At 39.6% G+C, this 15672-nt stretch carries 10 protein-coding genes, 1 tRNA gene and 1 pseudogene; 8 read left to right on the top strand and 4 right to left on the bottom strand.

Annotated features, from left to right (window positions below; genetic code table 11):
• Positions 1 to 146 precede the first annotated feature (146 nt).
• The 5 genes and pseudogenes from GVX98_RS07200 to GVX98_RS16910 all read left to right on the top strand — a co-directional run.
• Positions 147 to 1058, top strand: a complete 912-nt coding sequence (locus tag GVX98_RS07200; RefSeq protein ID WP_159127968.1) for a MoxR family ATPase — start codon at positions 147 to 149, stop codon at positions 1056 to 1058.
• A gap of 16 nt (positions 1059 to 1074) precedes the next feature.
• Positions 1075 to 1974, top strand: a complete 900-nt coding sequence (locus GVX98_RS07195) for a DUF58 domain-containing protein (protein ID WP_159127653.1) — start codon at positions 1075 to 1077, stop codon at positions 1972 to 1974.
• Between the two features lie 10 nt (positions 1975 to 1984).
• On the top strand, positions 1985 to 3976 hold the full coding sequence (locus GVX98_RS07190; RefSeq protein WP_159127652.1) for a DUF3488 and transglutaminase-like domain-containing protein: 1992 nt from the start codon (positions 1985 to 1987) through the stop codon (positions 3974 to 3976).
• 43 nt (positions 3977 to 4019) lie between these two features.
• Positions 4020 to 4096, top strand: a tRNA-Val gene (locus tag GVX98_RS07185).
• Positions 4097 to 4238: 142 nt separating this feature from the next.
• A pseudogene (locus tag GVX98_RS16910) lies at positions 4239 to 4358 on the top strand (IS3 family transposase); the annotation flags it as partial.
• A gap of 250 nt (positions 4359 to 4608) precedes the next feature.
• On the opposite strand, the gene GVX98_RS07180 reads toward GVX98_RS16910, so the two are convergent.
• Complete coding sequence (locus GVX98_RS07180; RefSeq protein ID WP_004980317.1) at positions 4609 to 5022, bottom strand: hypothetical protein; 414 nt, start codon at positions 5020 to 5022, stop codon at positions 4609 to 4611.
• Positions 5023 to 5594: 572 nt separating this feature from the next.
• Between GVX98_RS07180 and GVX98_RS07175 the strand changes: the two genes are divergently transcribed.
• From GVX98_RS07175 to GVX98_RS07165, 3 genes are all read left to right on the top strand, one after another.
• Positions 5595 to 7829: a TonB-dependent siderophore receptor gene (locus tag GVX98_RS07175; protein WP_159127967.1), complete on the top strand. Its 2235-nt coding sequence runs from the start codon at positions 5595 to 5597 to the stop codon at positions 7827 to 7829.
• Between the two features lie 120 nt (positions 7830 to 7949).
• Positions 7950 to 9932, top strand: a complete 1983-nt coding sequence (locus GVX98_RS07170; protein WP_159127651.1) for a TonB-dependent siderophore receptor — start codon at positions 7950 to 7952, stop codon at positions 9930 to 9932.
• A 333-nt stretch (positions 9933 to 10265) separates the two neighbouring features.
• Positions 10266 to 13127, top strand: coding sequence for an autotransporter domain-containing protein (locus GVX98_RS07165; protein WP_159127650.1), 2862 nt, complete (start codon positions 10266 to 10268; stop codon positions 13125 to 13127).
• A gap of 96 nt (positions 13128 to 13223) precedes the next feature.
• Here the strand turns inward: GVX98_RS07165 and GVX98_RS07160 are convergent, their stop codons facing one another.
• The 3 genes from GVX98_RS07160 to GVX98_RS07150 form a co-directional block, all read right to left on the bottom strand.
• Complete coding sequence (locus GVX98_RS07160; RefSeq protein ID WP_004980310.1) at positions 13224 to 13577, bottom strand: hypothetical protein; 354 nt, start codon at positions 13575 to 13577, stop codon at positions 13224 to 13226.
• Between the two features lie 209 nt (positions 13578 to 13786).
• Positions 13787 to 14293 carry a GNAT family N-acetyltransferase gene (locus GVX98_RS07155; RefSeq protein WP_004980309.1) on the bottom strand — a complete coding sequence of 169 codons (507 nt, stop codon included), beginning with the start codon at positions 14291 to 14293 and terminating at the stop codon, positions 13787 to 13789.
• Positions 14294 to 14356: 63 nt separating this feature from the next.
• Positions 14357 to 15652, bottom strand: coding sequence for a Y-family DNA polymerase (locus GVX98_RS07150; protein ID WP_159127649.1), 1296 nt, complete (start codon positions 15650 to 15652; stop codon positions 14357 to 14359).
• Positions 15653 to 15672 lie beyond the last annotated feature (20 nt).

The following is a 15672-nucleotide window of genomic DNA, read 5'->3' as shown; positions in this document are numbered from 1 at the left end:
TTCATACGCAAATCATTGAAGATTTATAAGGATCACCTTTGAGTATGGTTGAAAAACCTGTATGTTAAACTTTGATTTATATTTTGATTGGGGAGAATAAGGTGCTTTGGGGAAAAGAAAAAACGGTAGAAACACTGCAATATGCCATGCTCGATGAATCACAATTAAGTGTTTTTTATCCAAAAATCCAAGAATTCCTCAACCAAGTCAATCAAATCGTTTTGGATAAAAATCAACAAACCCAATTGGCTTTATGCAGCCTTTTAGCTAGTGGGCATATATTGTTTGAAGACTTGCCTGGTTTAGGCAAAACCACACTGGCTAGTAGCTTGGCCCATTTGGCCGGTCTTCAATTTAAACGGATTCAGTTTACCAATGACATGCTGGCAAGTGATGTGATTGGGGTGAATATGTTTAACCAAAAAGAACATCTGTTTGAGTTTAAGCAAGGGCCAATTTTTACTCAAATTTTACTCGCAGATGAAATTAACCGCTGTAGTCCGAAAACGCAGAGTGCGCTCTTAGAGGCGATGGAAGAGGGTGTGGTGACGATCGATGCAAGTCGTTATGTACTACCGCAGCCTTTTTGGGTAATTGCAACGCAAAACCCACTTTTTCAAAGTGGAACTTATGCACTACCAGAGTCACAGCTCGACCGTTTTCTTATGCGTTTATCTTTGGGTTATCCATCCCGTCAGGCAGAAAAGACTTTATTGCAGCAACAATCCCGTCATGACTTGATTCAGCAGTTGATGACTGTATTTTCTGAACAAGACATTCTGGCCTTACAAACTTTGGTGCCACAGATTTATCTGTCTGAGGAAGTCTTGGATTATATTCTAGATTTGGCGGCTGAGACCCGTAAAGGTCGACATGGGTTATCTACACGTGGCGTACTGGCTTTGAAGAAAGCAGCACAAGCCTATGCTTTGGTTAAAGCCCGTGCATTTGTTACACCGGATGATGTACAGGCTGTATTTGTCGCAGTGACCGCGCATCGAATAGGGCTGGGTGAAGCTGAAACTGAGCAACTTATGAAGCAAGTCAAAGTTCACTGATAGGATAAGCTGACGCATGCTGTGGCAAAACTGGATAAATAAACGCTTTCAATTTAAGGCTGAAAAACAACTGACCCAAAAAGAGGTACTGGTTTTTATTTATCAGCAAGGATATGTGTATGTGGTGCTGATTTTAATCACCTTTATTGCAGGGGTGAATTATGCCAATAACTTAATTTTAGCGTTTTGTTTTTTAATCAGTGCCGTGCTGTGTATGAGTTTTTATTTGACCTTTAAGCAGCTACATGGGTTAAGTATTGACCTTGTATTGCCTGAAATAGGGCGGGTTGAGAGTGCATTGCAATTACAAATGCATTTCAAACAACAGCATTCACAGCCCCGATACCTTTGGATTACTTATGCTGATCATATAGAACAGTTGTTTATTCAAGATACCCATCAGGTGGTCGATTTAAATTTTTTTCCAAAAGAGCGCGGACAGTTTAGTTTTCCAGAGATTAAAATATATTCGACTTATCCATTTGGTCTCGTTCGCGCTTGGAGTTATTTTTTCATTCAGAAAACCCTGTGGATTGCGCCTAAAGCTAAGTCTTTAGCGGCAGAAAATAAACAGCAACAGCACAGTTTTGAACCGGACATGGATGAATTCCGAGAATTGCGAAATTTTAAAGAGGGTGACTCTTTACAGGCGGTTTCATGGAAACAAGTGGCACAAGGACAAGGTTTATTTATTAAAGTCTTTGAGCAGCATCAGGATCAACACAGTTTAGACATCCACTATGCACATATGCCGAGTCCTTCACATGAAGAAAAATTAAGCTTAATGATGGGCTTGGTTGAACAATGTGAGCAGTTGCAATACGCCTATGCACTGTATTTGCCCCATGCTGAACTAGCCAAAGGGATAGGGCGAGAACACTACCTTCAAGCCAAATTACTTTTGGCTCAGGCATAGCGAGAACAGTATGCATTCTTCTATTCGTATTGCCATTGTACTGACACTGAGTTTGATTTGGATCACACAACTAAGTTTTAGTCCTGTGCTCTTGAGTGTCATTTTCGCCATTTGTATCGGCTGTCTATGGTATTTCATGAAATCTACGGGCAACCATTTTCCGAAATGGGCAATTTACATTTTGACCCTTGTTGCTCTAGTGGTGACTTTTTGGAGCTATCAAAGCTTTTTAGGGGTGGAAGCGGGCGTAGCCGTTTTAAGTATCTTTCTCTTTGCTAAAGCTTTAGAAACAAAAACGCAGCGTGATGTGATCATTCTGTTTAACTTTGCATTATTCGTTGCGGCGAGTATGTTTTTACATAGTCAGTCATTTATGACGGCTGTGATGGTTTTACTCTGTTTATTGAGCTGTTTGTTGGGGCTATATCGAGTGCAAACCCATACTTTTGCATCTGAAAACTCGAATCGTATGGCATTAAGGCAAGATGCAAAACATGTCATTAAATTTGTAGGTCTCGCACTGCCTTTTTTTGTGCTGCTGTTTATCTTTTTTCCGCGTTTACCCCCACTTTGGCATATTCCAATTCCTGAAAATAAAGCAGTGACAGGCATGAGTGACAGTATGTCACCTGGAGATATTGCGCAATTATCCCAGTCCAGTCATTTGGCTTTTCGTATTATTGGTGATGTCACTCAGCTCCCAAATCGTTCAGAGCTTTATTGGCGCGCGATGGTCTTAGATCAATATGATGGGCAAAAGTGGACCAGTAGTTTTATTAATCAACAAAGTATTTCGGATGAGACATTAACGCAAATCTCTACATCCAAAAAATGGAACTATCAATATTTACCCGCTGATGTCGCGATTCCGTGGATTATGGCATTGGAATATTCACAACCTTTAGAGCGACGTTATCAGCTACGTCAGGATTGGAGTATTCAAGCTTATCGTCAAGTGCAGCGGGTGGAACCTATTGCATTGCAATGGATGGGAAATGTTCAATTTTCACAAAGTGAATTATCTAAAATACAACGAAGCATAAACTTAAAAGCGCCTGAGCACATGGACTTGGAAGCACAGCAATTTGCACAGCAGCTGTTTAGCCAAAGTGAGCAGAACCCGAAACGTTATATCCAAAATATTTTGCAATGGTATCGCAATAATGGTTTTAGTTATACCTTGCAACCGGGCTTGTTGGGGCAGCATCGTATTGATGAGTTTTTGTTTCAATCCAAACAAGGTTTTTGTGAACATTATGCTTCTAGCTTCGTGATGCTGATGCGTTATGTGGGTATTCCAGCGCGTATTGTGGTTGGGTATCAAGGTGGTCAGCCTTCACTAGATGCAAAAAGTTGGGAAGTTCGACAGTTAGATGCGCATGCATGGACGGAAGTATTTGTGGATGGGCACTGGAAACGCTATGACCCAACAGCCATGATTACACCGCAGCGTATTGAACAGGGTATGCAAGATCTAATGAGCCAGGATGCCAGTGTTTGGGGGGAGAGTAGTCGATGGAATGTACAGCGCTATTCGGTATTAAACAAAATACGCATTTGGAGCGACTATGCAAGCTACCAATGGCAAAGTAAGGTGGTTGGCTATAATGCAGAGACTCAACGAGGTTGGTTACAGAAGCTAGGACTCGAATCCAGTTATTCATTGGTATTGCTGATTATGATTAGCATTGGTGGGTTAGTTTTACTGTACTGGGGCGTTATATTTTGGCATAAACGTGCTCAAACTTCTGAATATGACATGGTCATTCAGTCTTTTTCTCGAAGCTTAACAACTGAGCAGCGTAAACAAGATGCCGAAACGGTAAATAAGTGGTTGTTACGTTTAGCTCAAGACGTTAAACCTGAACAGCAAGTTTTATTTAAGCAGGCGGCTGATTATTATCAACAAATGCGTTATTCCAAAACGTTAAATTCAAAAAATATTCAACAATTTAAACGAATGCTTAAAACTTGTGCATCTGCTTTAAAAAACAAGAAATAGCGCTTGTCATAGTTTTTAAAAGTGAATATTATGCTTTTACTTCAGGTGTATAGCTCAGTTGGTTAGAGCGCTACGTTGACATCGTAGAGGTCTCCAGTTCGAGTCTGGATATACCTACCATATATTTATCAAAGGTTTATAAGCGAAAACAGTGGCTTATAGGCCTTTTTAATGTCTGCTTGGTGCAGCGCTTGCTTTACTTGCTGTATCTAATATCGCAAATAAAGCTCGTTTTGTGTCAGGATTTGTGTCAAAAATCGGGTCGGAACACTTTAAATATATTGAGATGTTCTACAATTCAAAACGCAGACATGGTTCTAATGGTCAACGTTCTCCATTAGAGCATAAAAAAGTCTATTTCAATCGGGCTATGTGTGTCTGAATTTTTGGTGGCTATTCATTAGTCTGTATAAATTATGTTATTGAATGGTCATGTTTTAAAGTTCTAAGCGATCATCACAAAAACATTGCTGAAAATAATGAACCTAATAATACAATAGGAGCAACATATGAGTGAGCCGATAACGGGCCCTACCTTGTTTATTTGTCATAGATGCTGTTTACATATAGAGAAAAAGACCAAAAAAGGTTTCAAATATAGACTAGTTACTGCTTTTTAAATTTCACTGTTTCTAATGCTTTTGAGTGTCCCAATAAAGCTGAGAAAATCTGAAATCATCATCGTTGAAGCTTTTTTCTCTTTGAGCATTTATTAACGCTTTATTTCGACTTTCATTTTCTTCTAAGTTTAATGCACCAGTATCATGATTGATTAAGTAATAGTGTGACCTTTCAAAGGAGCTCATATTTGCGGTATGTCTACGGTCTTCCTGTGTTTTGAATAAATCGTTTTCATGTTGTTGTATTGAATTTAATTCTTGCTGTTTGGCAGACTTAAAAAAATCAAATGGCTGTTGAGTCGAGTTCACCTCCAAACTTGGTTTTTCTAATGGATGTAGCTGGGGTTGAGCCAAAGAAAGTGTCGATGTCGTGATTGTTGTAGTAAAAGTGATCCCATACACAGCTAAAAGCATGTTTCTTTTCATTAAGGTGATCCAATTTTTAAAGCTGCCTATTTTAAAATAAAACTACATAAATAGGGTAGTAGTTCTAAAAAGTGAAGGCAATTAAAAGCGTAGAATGCCATTATATTTTTAGTGTGATTTTTGATTATCTTGTCCACGCTGCTGATATTCAGCTTGAAACTAAACTTAGGCAAAAGGCAGTATGTATATAAGATGAAATCATCTATAGAAATGTTTTACAAGCCTGTAAAACATTTCTATTCATGTCAGGAAGAACAGAGTTCAATTTTGGACAAAATCAACTTGTTATGGGGTATCTAGGCTACAGGCTAATATGCTCTAGGATTTACAAAAAAATTATGATGAGAGTCGTTATAATTGATTGTAGGTCGATATTTAAGCTGATTTTTTTGTGGCTTTAAACAAATAAATATTTGAAAAATAATAACAAATTTTCATGAATAATGGTTTGTTATGACTTTGAAAAAAGGATCATTTTTTTTATCGATAAATGTACTGGGCTATAAATATTTGCATAGTAAAATATAAGCATAATAATAATGATTATCACTAATTATTACTTAACCTACATTATGACTTCACAATTCCGAATAAAAACTCTTAGCTTAGCTGTTCAATCCATCTTAGTTTACGGGGCAATAACGCACTTTGCTTGGGCAAATGAACAAAATCAAATAGCGAATACAGCAACACTCGCGACCATTACATCTAAAGCGACAGTCAGTGATAAAACAGAGGGGACGGGAAGTTTTAAAGCAAATAAATCAAAATCTTCATCAAAACTAGATTTAAATTTAAAAGAAACTCCTCAGTCCGTAAGTGTCATTACACAAGAACAAATTGAACAGCGTAATCTTGTCAGTATCGACGATGTAATGGCGGTGACACCAGGTGTAACTGCAACCAAACAAGATAGTGAACGTTCAAGTTACTATGCCCGCGGTTTTTCTATTACCAACCGACAAATTGATGGTATGCCAGTAGGAGACAATAGTCCGCGTGCGGATAGTTTTTTCTTCGACCGAGTTGAGGTAATTAAAGGGGCAAGTGGTCTAACTGGATCAACAGGGAATCCATCAGCGACGATTAACATGGTACGTAAGCGTCCAAATAGAGAATTCTCAGGCAGCGTAAGTTCAACATATGGCAGCTGGGATAATACTCGTGTAACAGCTGATGTCTCGATTCCCTTGACTCAAGATGGCAGTGTACGTAGTAGGGTAATGGCTGCATATACGGATAAAGAATCCTATATGGATTTCTATGAGCTAAAATCAACTGCGGCCATGGCCATTGTAGAAGCAGATTTAACCGATAATACGACGGCATCTGTCGGGTTCCAATATCAAGATAATGACCCTAAAGGGTCAACATGGGGAACAGTTCCTTACTTTAATGCGGATGGTAGCCTTGCTCACTTGCCACGAAGCTTTAGTTTAACGACAGACTGGAGTGCAATTAAGCATAAAGATGAAACTATTTTTGCAGATATTCAGCATCACTTTGACAGCGGTTGGATGGTAAAAGCAGCTGCTGCACATAGTACGTCGGATAATAGTTGGTTCGTTGCTTACGGTGGAAGCGGGTTCCCAGATCCTTCAACGGGTAAAGGTCTGAGTATATGGACTCAGCTATCACCTTACTCAGAGAGTAAAAAACTCAATTTAGACTTATATGCAACAGGTCCTTTTCAACTACTTGGTCGCGAACATGAGTTAATTGTAGGTTACAGTGGCTTTAAATCAGAGACTACATCGCAATCTGTAAAGCCATTTCCGAAATTGGGATATGAAGTCGACATTCCAGATTATCGTGATTGGACGGGGGATTTGCCAAAGCCAACCTATATTAAAACGGGTGCTGGGAGTAAAACCACCACAGAGTTATTTGGTTACTATTCAACAGTGCGGCTGAATTTATCCGATCCACTTAAGTTGATTTTAGGCGGTCGTTTTAATACCTATGATTATAAAAACAAGACATGGTTGATGAACAAGAAACCTGAAAAACCTCGGAGTTTTGAGCAGTTTGTCCCTTATGTGGGGTTACTTTATGATTTCAATGATAATTACACAGCTTATGCAAGTTATACCGACATGTTTACACCTTCAAGCAAAAGGGATAGAAATGGTAATTACTTGGACCCAGAGATTGGTAGTAGTACAGAACTAGGAGTTAAAGCTGAATTTTTTGATGCTCAATTATTAACAAGCGCTGCAGTATTTTGGTCATCCGTCAAAGATCTTGCTGTTGAAGATAAGGAATATCGCGATGGTGTAGCCAATAAAACTATTCCTAAAGTAGATAATATGGATACGGCATATATGTCCTCTGGTAAAGGACTAAAAGTGAATGGCTTTGAAATTGATGCAATTGGTAAGTTACAAGACAATTGGAATGTGAGTGCTGGTTATACTTATGTGAATAGTGTGAGTTCAGCAATATCAAACTCAACGACCACAATTCCACAAAACCAAGTTAAGTTTTTTACCAGCTATACATTGCCAGAAAATTGGTGGAATGGAGCTAATAAGCTGACTGTTGGAGGCGGAGTCAATTGGCAAAGTGAGATTTTTCAAAACTGGGGAACTGCGCTGGAGAATGCTTATAACGGTGGTACAGTGGTACAAAAATCGTATTATTTAGCAAATGCCTTTGCGAGTTATAAGTTTAGTGATGAGTTGTCTGCGAGCTTAAATATTAATAACTTGTTTGATGAAAAATACTATCTCAATGTGGGCTTCTATAATGGCGTCTATTGGGGTGAGCCAAGAAATGTAACATTTACAGTCCGCGCAAAATTTTAAATTTTATTTAGTCAAAAAAACCGCCTAAAAGGGCGGTTTTTTTATACAAAAATGTTGCAAATTATTTACCAATCAATATAATTGCGAACGATTATCAATTATAATTATGGTCTTAATAATATGTTAAATAAAATATTTTTCAATCAGAAAGTTCTAAGTGTTGCGATTCAAAGTCTTTTAGGGGTGAGCCTCTTTTCGAGCATGGCTCATGCTGAAGACACTCAGCCAGAGAAACTGGCAACGATTACAGTCACAGCCAGTCAAACAGAGCATGATCAAAAAAGTGCACCAGCAACCATTAGTGTCATTACCCAAGAAGACTTAGCAAAACAACCTGTTTATGATCTTGCAGATGCCTTACAACAGAGTGCGGGTATCCATATCAATACATCCTCTGCTTATGGTCGTAAAGAAATTAAAATTCGTGGATTAGACTCAGACTACACTTTGATATTGGTCAATGGACGTCGTGTGAATTCTAGAGACGCATTAACCTCTAATTATTCAAATGATTTTGATTTGTCATCTATTCCTTTGGCTGCAGTAGATCGAATTGAAGTGGTGCGTGGTCCAATGTCATCCATTTATGGTGCAGATGCTTTGGGCGGCGTGGTTAACATTATTTTAAAGAAACCTAGCGAACAATTAGAAACCGCGTTTAACTATAGTTATGAGTTACCAACTGAAGGAGATGATGGGGCAATTCATAAAGCAAGTGCCTACATTGGTGGTAGCCTGATTGAAAATAAACTCTTGGCAAATTTGGTACTTGAGGGTATCGATCAACAGGCTTGGCGTTCTGAACAAAGCATCTATAAAAATACGGATGCAGCGGAAAAACGTAAAGGTTTCAGCATCCTTTCAAATGTCAGTTGGCTGATTAATGATAACCAGACATTAGATGTTGATTTAACCCATCGTTCAGATGGCCGTAAAGCGGTATGGAACAACTACGGTTTGTCATTCCCGACCAATATCCAAGAAATGGATCGTACCAGTGTGGGACTGACTTATTCTGCGAATTGGAATGCTATCAACAGTAGACTACGTTATTACTATGAAAACGTAGACTTGATGGATAACTCAGAAATCATCACCAATTTATATAAAAAGACGGGAGATATTCAACAAACCAACCATACGATTGATGCTCAAGTGAGTGGACATATTGGAGAGCAGCATTTAGTGACTGGTGGGGCTGAATTCCGTAAAACAGAATTAGAACATTATCAAAACCTGAATGGATCTGCATCCGTAAATCAAAAGGCATTATATCTACAAGATGAGTGGAAAATTGACCGACTATCCCTGACCTTTGCTGGACGTTTTGATGACTATGATAGCTTTGGCAGCGAGTTTAGCCCACGCTTCTACAGTGTGTATCAAGTTACGGATCAATTTAATTTAAAAGGGGGAATCGGTAAATCGTTCAAGGCTCCAAGTTTGTCACAATCAGATCCGACCTATTCTGTATTGGCCTGTCGTGGCATGTGTCAGGTGATTGGAAACCCTGACTTAGAACCTGAAACTGCAACAAGTTATGAGTTTGGTGGTGTGTATGAAAATGACCAGTTTTATGCAAGTTTAATGTACTTTGATAATGACATTAAAAACATGATTGTAAGCGATGGTTGGAGAGCAGGATACCGTCCAAGTGTCATGACTTATACCAATGTACATTCAGCATCAGTCAAAGGTGTCGAATTAGAAAGCCAATATGATGTGAATGATGCTTTAGGGGTGAAGTTTAATTACACTTATTCAGATGCTAAAAATAAAGATACGGACAAAGAACTAGACTATAGCCCGCGTCATACAGGCAATATGGCTTTGGATTGGCGTGTGAATGATGCGTTGGGATTGAACCTTAACTATCAATATATTGGTAGCCAAATGCTCTATGTACCTGCCATTTCTAAGAGTCAGAAATCAGATGATTACCACGTTTTAGGCCTAAGTGGGCAGTATCAATTTAATCCGAGTTTTACTATGCAAGCGGGGATTAAAAACTTAACCAATACTAAGCGCGATGATGTTGCACGTTCGATTGATTACATTTTAATGGGTCGAACGGCTTTTGTTGGTTTTAATTTTAAGTATTGATTGAAACGGTTATAAAGTAAAAGCACCTTTGGGTGCTTTTCTAATTTCGCTTTATAAGATGCATTTCCTCTAAATAATGTCAGAGACCGTGGATGAGCATATGGATGAATATTCATCATTTTCACGTGATAGGGCCAACATTAGTCTGAGTGTTTTTTGTTCTTTTAACTTTGTGAGGTGCAGATAAAGTTGCTTCAGGCTTTCGAAAATATCTTTCACTAAGGTATGATGACTGGCCTGTGATTGCTGGGGCAAAAATCCCAAAACTGTACCAACAGTAAAAAATAATCACTTGCTTTTTATAATAATTTTTATTTTTATTGGGTAAATTAGATGACCAAAAGTCACAATTTTGTGGGTTTAAAACGCCAATTTTTTCCTTCTGTTTTAGCGCTTGCGATTGGTAGTGTTCTCGTGGGTTGCGGAGGAGGTGGTGGGGGAGGTTTGGCTGAAACGAGTTCTCATATCACGCAACCGCCAACTAAAGGAGAAAATAATCCTGGTTCTGGTGGTCAAGATACGGGTACTGGCGGTGAGCAAAATCCTAATTCAGCATATATCTATGATCCGCAAAAATTTAATGTCGAAGAGCCTGATACTTCCCTAAATAAAGTGGGTGTGGGGGTGCTAGATTCTGGTGTGGGTATCAATGACTATTTAGAAGATTCTGTCAAAAAGGTTTTCCGTTATATTGAGGACTATCAAGCGGGGACTCTTACACGTGAAGACTTAACAAATCGTGGGATTGACATTCAAGATATTGATCCTGGAACCCATGGCACAATTGTCGCGCAAATTATTGCGGGTAAAATCCCTGCGAATGCAAAATATCCAGTAACAAGAAGTATTGAAGGAATCGCTAAAGATATTGCTGAAATTTATGGCGTTTCTACAAGCGAGAGCAATAACGGTATCGGTTACGCAACCACAGCATATCAAGCTGCACTGGAGCTCAATAAACAGTATGGCGTGAAGTTATTTAATGGTTCCTTCGGTACTGTGGGTATGCGCGGGATTTTCCATGATGACGTTACTCAATATGCAGCGCGTTTAGCCGATGGTGGCTCTTTAGTGGTCATGGCAACAGGTAATGCTGGTCTTGCTGTGCCAAGTGATGAGGTGTTGTTGCCAACCCGAAATAGTGCAATTGAAAAAGGTTGGTTGGCTGTTACAGGCTTAAATGAGGAACATACTGACTTGTATCGCAATACCAAAGGCGAAGGTGCGAATAATTGCGGACTTGCTGCACGTTGGTGCTTAGCTGCTGATTATATCGTTGGCCCTATTCAAAGTGATAGTGCAGGTGGCTTGATTATGTTCTACGGAACATCGGGTGCAACACCACAAGTTACCTCAGCTGCGGCGTTGGTATGGAGTAAATATCCATGGATGAGCAATGACCAAGTACGACAAGTATTACTGACCAATGCCGACTATATGGATGACGGTTCTGGTCTCAATCAACTCTATAACGAGCGCTTTGGCTGGGGTGCACTGGATATCTGGAATTCGTTAAGTGGTCCGCAGTCCTTTTTAAAAGTGTTTAATGAAAACTTTGAAGCAAACGTGACATCCAATGTTGCGATTTTTTCTAATGACATTGATGGCGATGCAGGTCTTATTAAACAAGGAACTGGTACTTTGGTAATGGGTGGTGACAGCAATTATACGGGAGCAACAGATGTCCAATTAGGCAAGTTACAAGTCACTGGAAATATTGATTCTACCGTGCGTGTGGGAACGAGTGGGACTTTATCTGGTTCGGGGCAGACAGGGGCTGTCGTCAATCAAGGGACTGTTTCAAGCAAAGATGGTCGTTTAACGGTGAACGGTAACTATACGCAAGAAAGTACAGGAACTCTTGCTTATGGTTTAGAGCACTATTTAACAGTGAAAGGCAATGCCACACTTGCTGGAAAGCTCGAAGTTTCTGCACAGAATAAAGGCATGGTGACAGAAGGAGTGCATCAGGTACTGAATGCAAATCATGTTGCAGGTCAGTTTGATAGTTATAGCTCGACCAGTGCATTTTTAACCGTGAAAGGGTTGAGTCAGACCAATCAAGATGTTGCGGTAGATGTTGCACTCGCGGATGCAAAAACAGCAGGAACGCTGAGTGGTGGAATTTCTGATGCCTCTGGTGAGTTGCTGAATAAACTGATGGCAAAAGCCAATACACAAGCAGTTTCAGGTCAATCGACGCAGTTAACGGACTATGTTGCTAATGTACAAAAAGTGGCAACGGCAACGGCTGCACAAGCAGTGTTGAACTCAAATGCGGGTGCTTTATTTGCAGAGACGCCATCAGTATTGCTTCGTAATGACACCTTGGTTAATGCACAAATTGCACAGCGCTCATATCAAGTGAGTAAACAAGGGCTAACAGGGGCATGGGTAACAGCAGGTTATCTAGATAATACCAGTGAAGCAAAAGGTTGGGATACTGTTGAGTCTGAAATTAAGACAGCATCTGCAGGTGCTGACTTCAAAGTGACAGACCATGCTATTTTAGGTGCCTACATTTCGGACTACAACGAAGACTCTAAATTTAGCGCATCGAATGGCAAGAGCGAAACTGAGCTGACAACAATAGGTATATATGGTCAGTGGTTATCAGATCGTAACTATTATGCTGCTGCAAATGCACAATATGGCTTTGGTGATACAACTTTCGACAGAACTGTGACCGATGGCATCAAGACTGACGCGAGCCATGCTAAAGCCGATTTAGATAAATATGGTATTTATACTGAGTTTGGCTATGCTCTGCCAATGGAGCAATTCTCCATTTCACCATACCTTGCACTTAGTCATAATGCTGTATCTCTAGATCAAGTGAAAGAGTCGAGTGATCTAGGGGTGACGGTTGGTGATACGACTGCCAAAGAAAGCAAAGCACATGTTGGAACGCGTGCAGACTATCAAGTGACACAGCAGCTGAAGTTGGGTGGTTATGCGGAATATGCATATGCCTTTGATCGTTCATTGCCGAATGTAAGTTTGACATCAAACATTGATCATTCAGTAGATGTTCGCTATCGCGCACCGTCATTTGACAAAGACTTTTTACTTTATGGTCTAGGCTTTAATTATTTAACAGCAAACTCTAAATGGAATATTTTTGGGGATGTGGCTGGGAATGCACTTAATGCAGAAGACTATCAAATGCAGCTTGGTCTGAAATATGCATTTTAAGTTTTTTGCTAAATAAATCGTGATTTGAAAGTAAAATAAAGGTCATGTAGGACTTGTCCCACATGACCTTTTTTAATAAACGCTTAGATATGACGTTTATTTCTTAAACTCAGTAATCTGGATTGGCTTGTCTTTGACAAACTCGACAATGCCTTCACTTCCTTTGATGTGAATAGAAACACCTTTGCCGTCAGTCATGAGCATACCACTTGCTGCTGGTGCACTTTTCAGCATGAATGTTCGATCTGAGTTATCCGTCATCATCGCTGTTTCAAAATTATCAGATGACTTCAGTTCAATGGTTAAATCCATTGGGCCAGTGAAGTGAATCACTTGTGTTTCTGCAGCATTACTGCCTGATGTATTTTCTTGAGTGACTTTTCCCGTTGGTACAGAAGTACAGCCCACTAAGGCTAAAGTAATGAGTGTTGCACCTAAAATATTTTTCATAAAACTGACCTTTTTATATATAAATCATAAGTCCGTATATACTATTTGTTATACCTTAAGTTTAAAAGTTTGCTTTACATTCGCCTTACATAAATGGAGCTTTACGCTGTATAAACGTACTTTTATTCACCTTAAATGATTCAAAATACGGTTCAAAGTGTTGATTTAAACCTTACACAATAGAGTAAATTGATATTTAAAAGTTCAATTTATTCAGTGGCATTAAATGCGTCATGATAACTGACAACACCCTGAGGTATTTCTCCATTGAAACTAAGGGCTTGAAAGTATTCGCTAGGAACGCCAGGTAAAACCAACTCTAGATGAGGCTGAAACCCAAAGCGATGATAATAATTGGGATCTCCTAATAGAACACAGCCTTTGGCACCCAGTTGTTTTAATTTTTCAAGGGATGCTTGCATCAGTTGTGACCCAATGCCCAAACCTTGTTTAGTTGGGCAGACAGAAATTGGGCCTAGGCCATACCAACCTGTTGTACCTGTCGAGATGGATATAGGTGAAATGGCGACATGACCGATAATTGAATCGTCTTCAACAGCAACCAAAGAAATCGTAAGTTGACCACTTTTTCGGAGGCTGTTCACAATGAATTGTTCCGTATGGCTGGTATGCTCTGCATTTAAAAATGCAGTACGAGTCAACCTCTCAATGCCTTTAACATCTTCTGGCTGTTCGTCTCGAATCGTGATGTTCATTCAAAAAATCCTTATGAGTATTCGTTCAGTTGAAAGTGACACTACTTTTATGAAGATAAGACTTCAACCCACTCTAAATAGCTCCGACCAGTTGCTTAAATAGGCAGGAGAGCGATTGCACTGATTCATTTGCCAAGGCTCTTTCCTCTCATGGCAAACCCCCAAAGAAATCAAATTCTTACCAAAGCGTTCAGTAATGGCATCCATCGTATTTGAGAGCTCTTTACGGTCGTTTCTATGGCTATAGTCGGTAAAAAGATCATGCACAAATTTAGATTTATCCATAATTTCCAAAAGGACAATGCCCGCCTTTTTGTATTTAAACCCTGACTTGTAAATTTGGTCAATGCCTTTCATGGCCGCCTGCGTTATTTCAAGTAGATCATCGGTATGTTCAAGCATGTGCACAATGGTATAGGGCGAGTAACGTTCACTTTGACTAAAACGACCTGTTTGAATATACACCCCGATCATTTTACAAATAGAGCCATCATGACGTAAGCGTTTAACCGCACTGGCAACATATAAGCGTACAGAGGCTTTGATGTCATCAATTTCATACACAGCTTGACCATATGAACGACTACTAATAATTTGCTTATGCGCAACCGCCTCACTTTCAATATTGATGCAAGACAACCCCTGAAGTTCACGGACAGTCTTTTCCATGACAATACTAAAGTGCTTTTTAATTTCACTCGGCTTGGATTCGATCAAATCCAAAACCGTATAAATACCCATCGCGTTCAGCTTTTTGCAGTTCTGTCGACCGACGCCCCAGACTTCACCAACTTCCACATCTGCAAGCATGTATTCAGCAGTACATGGGTCCATGTGTGCCAAATTGCACACGCCATTCAACGCCTTATTTTTCTTGGCCAGATGATTGGCTATTTTGGCTTCTGTTTTGGAACGACCAATTCCAATACAGCAGGGAAGACCAAGCCATTGCCATGCCTTGTCTTTCATGTCTTTGGCATAGTCAGTGAGGTTAAATAAATGCTCATAAGCGGTTAGCTTTAAAAAACATTCATCAATGGAATAGATCTCTTGTTCATCGGCTGCCACATATTGCCCCAATAACTGCATGAAGCGGCGAGACATTTCCCCATATAAAGCATAGTTACTCGAAAACACGTGAATATTATGTTGCTGCACGAGTTCTTGAATTTGAAAAAAAGGGACAGCCATGCCAATGCCGAGGTCTTTGGCTTCTTGGCTTCGAGCAACCACACAACCATCATTATTACTTAACACAATCACAGGACGGTCATTGAGCTTTGGATTAAAGACGCGTTCACACGAGACATAGCAATTATTCACGTCAACGAGCGCGAATATTTCAGTTTCATTTTTCATGTTGCTTCTTCTTATTATTC

The sequence above is a fragment of the Acinetobacter sp. 8I-beige genome (assembly GCF_902505955.1).
GTDB lineage: Bacteria > Pseudomonadota > Gammaproteobacteria > Pseudomonadales > Moraxellaceae > Acinetobacter > Acinetobacter johnsonii.
The sequence above is the reverse complement of the archived record's forward strand: the minus strand, read 5'-3'. Positions and strand labels throughout refer to the sequence as shown.